Source organism: Aestuariivirga sp. (genome assembly GCF_037139295.1).
GTDB lineage: Bacteria > Pseudomonadota > Alphaproteobacteria > Rhizobiales > Aestuariivirgaceae > Aestuariivirga.
The window spans coordinates 1-1,868 of sequence record NZ_JBAXGR010000281.1; the positions used below are offsets into that span (position 1 = coordinate 1).

A 1,868-nucleotide genomic window follows, 5' to 3' on the forward strand; every position below is an offset into this window, starting at 1 on the left:
TTGTTGACTCGGTCGTTCAAGCCAGGCATAAGCTGGACAATGCAGATCATAGCGAAGAGGGTGCTCCGGGAGTTCTGGACGCTCCACAACCAGGCGGAGGCGCCGCTCAAGGCATGGTATGCACTTGTTGACAAGTCGGATTGGTCGGGACCCCAGGACGTCAAGGACGGGTTTGGGGCGACTGTAGACTTTGTCAGCGACAACAGGATCATCTTCGATATCGGCGGGAACAAGTATCGCCTGATCATTCACGTCGCCTATCGGTTCAAACGGGTACTCATCAAGTTTGTCGGTACCCACGACGACTACAGCCGCATCAACCCGGAGACCGTCTGATGAAAAATATCCGCGCGATCCGCACCGAGGCGGACTACGACTGGGCGCTTGCCGAGATTGAGCAGTACTTCCTGAAAGAGCCGGAGCCCGGCACTGCCGCTGCGGAGCGCTTCGATGTGCTTGCAGCGCTAATCGAGGCCTATGAAGCGAAGCACTGCCCGATCGAGCCCGCCGATCCGATCGATGCCATCCGCTACAAGATGGAAGTTGCCGGCCTGAAGCAATCGGATCTCGCGGACCTTCTGGGATCTGCTTCGCGTGCCTCCGAAATCTTGAACCGGAAACGCCCCCTGACGACCGAAATGGTCTTCAAGATTAGCCGTCAATGGCGCATTCCCGCAGACAGCCTTGTCCGCCCCTATCATCTCGAAGCATCCTGAGTTCAGTTTGGAGGTCAGCGTCCGGTGATCTCCCGCAAAGAGAAGAGCGATGCGGCTGCATGCAAACTGCTCGGCCTCATCGTTAGGCTGACACACACGCGAATTCTTGAGCTGGCCCCACTGCACAGGTGACGGAGGTATGAACCAGAGAAGCCGGGCCTTATCGCACAGGTGACGATATGGTCAGGAGGTAACGAGAGCTACTGGCGCGCCAACCTCTCCGAAACCTCACGAACCTCATGAAAACAGGCCTCCGATCTCACCGCGGGCCTAATGACCATACTACAATTTAAAGTTGATTTACATTCTGTTTTTTGTGCACTTGAAATTGGCGGTTCTGCGCGCATTCTCTCTGGATCTTCATCCCAACACGATGTCCGCCATGTGGTCGTTACACGAAGCCAGGAACAAGTTCAGCGCCGTCGTCGAGGCGGCCCTCGCGGGGCGGCCACAGGTCATTTCGCGGCGCGGACAGCCGGCCGTCGTCGTCGTGTCGGCCGCGCGCTACGGGCAGCTCCTCGCCGAGGCGCGGCAGGCGCGTGGCTCCTTCGTTGAACATCTCCTTGCTATTCCTGGGGAGGGTGCATGGGCGCTGGATATCGGGTCCCCGCGGGTGGCAACGCGCGATGTCAGCTTCGGGGGCTGATCCCTGACACCAGTGTCACCTCGGCACGGCGCCGGCTGGAGCGCCGACGGTTACCTCCTGGCTCCGACTTCGGCGTGCGTTTTCACGCCGGGGGCCTGAGTGCCGTAGCCTGAGTGCCGTGAACGTTGCAAGGTGGGAATAGTGTCTGGCCCATGCGGGCTGTTTACCTCATGAGAGCCTCACCAGGGTCTCGCGTGGTGCTAATCCAATGGATTACTGGAACCTTGCGTTTTCTGGTGCATTGGATTAGGTGTTGGGAATGTCTCGGTCGGCCCCCGTTACTGTCATTGAGACGCCGGAGTTTCAGGCGTCTGTTCGGAAATTGCTGTCCGACGAGGAATTGGCGCTGCTGATTGACTATCTCGCCTACAATCCTGCTGCGGGTGATCTCATCCCTGGCGCGGGTGGCGTGAGAAAGCTGCGTTGGGGCCTCGAAGGCCGTGGCAAGCGTGGCGGCGCAAGGGTGATCTATTTCTACCACGACGCAGATGTTCCGCTGTTCGCGT

The 1,868-nt window shown here is 58.9% G+C and carries 4 protein-coding genes; all 4 read left to right on the forward strand.

Annotated elements, in window-relative coordinates:
* The first annotated feature begins 39 nt into the window (after window positions 1-39).
* Window positions 40-336, forward strand: a complete 297-nt coding sequence (locus WCJ41_RS21905; protein WP_336907954.1) for a type II toxin-antitoxin system HigB family toxin — start codon at window positions 40-42, stop codon at window positions 334-336.
* Entirely contained in the window at window positions 336-716 is a 381-nt protein-coding gene (locus WCJ41_RS21910; protein ID WP_336907951.1) for a helix-turn-helix domain-containing protein, read from the forward strand. Before WCJ41_RS21905 ends, WCJ41_RS21910 begins: the two co-directional genes overlap by 1 nt.
* 295 nt (window positions 717-1,011) lie before the next feature.
* Complete coding sequence (locus tag WCJ41_RS21915; RefSeq protein ID WP_336907952.1) at window positions 1,012-1,362, forward strand: type II toxin-antitoxin system Phd/YefM family antitoxin; 351 nt, start codon at window positions 1,012-1,014, stop codon at window positions 1,360-1,362.
* A gap of 259 nt (window positions 1,363-1,621) precedes the next feature.
* On the forward strand, window positions 1,622-1,868 hold a 247-nt coding region (locus tag WCJ41_RS21920), incomplete at its 3' end, for an addiction module toxin RelE (protein WP_336907953.1).

Excerpts from the sequence above, each read along its gene's own strand:
- WCJ41_RS21905 (WP_336907954.1), top strand. The coding sequence starts at position 40 with ATGCAGATCATAGCGAAGAGGGTGCTCCGGGAGTTCTGGACGCTCCAC.
- WCJ41_RS21910 (WP_336907951.1), top strand. The coding sequence starts at position 336 with ATGAAAAATATCCGCGCGATCCGCACCGAGGCGGACTACGACTGGGCG.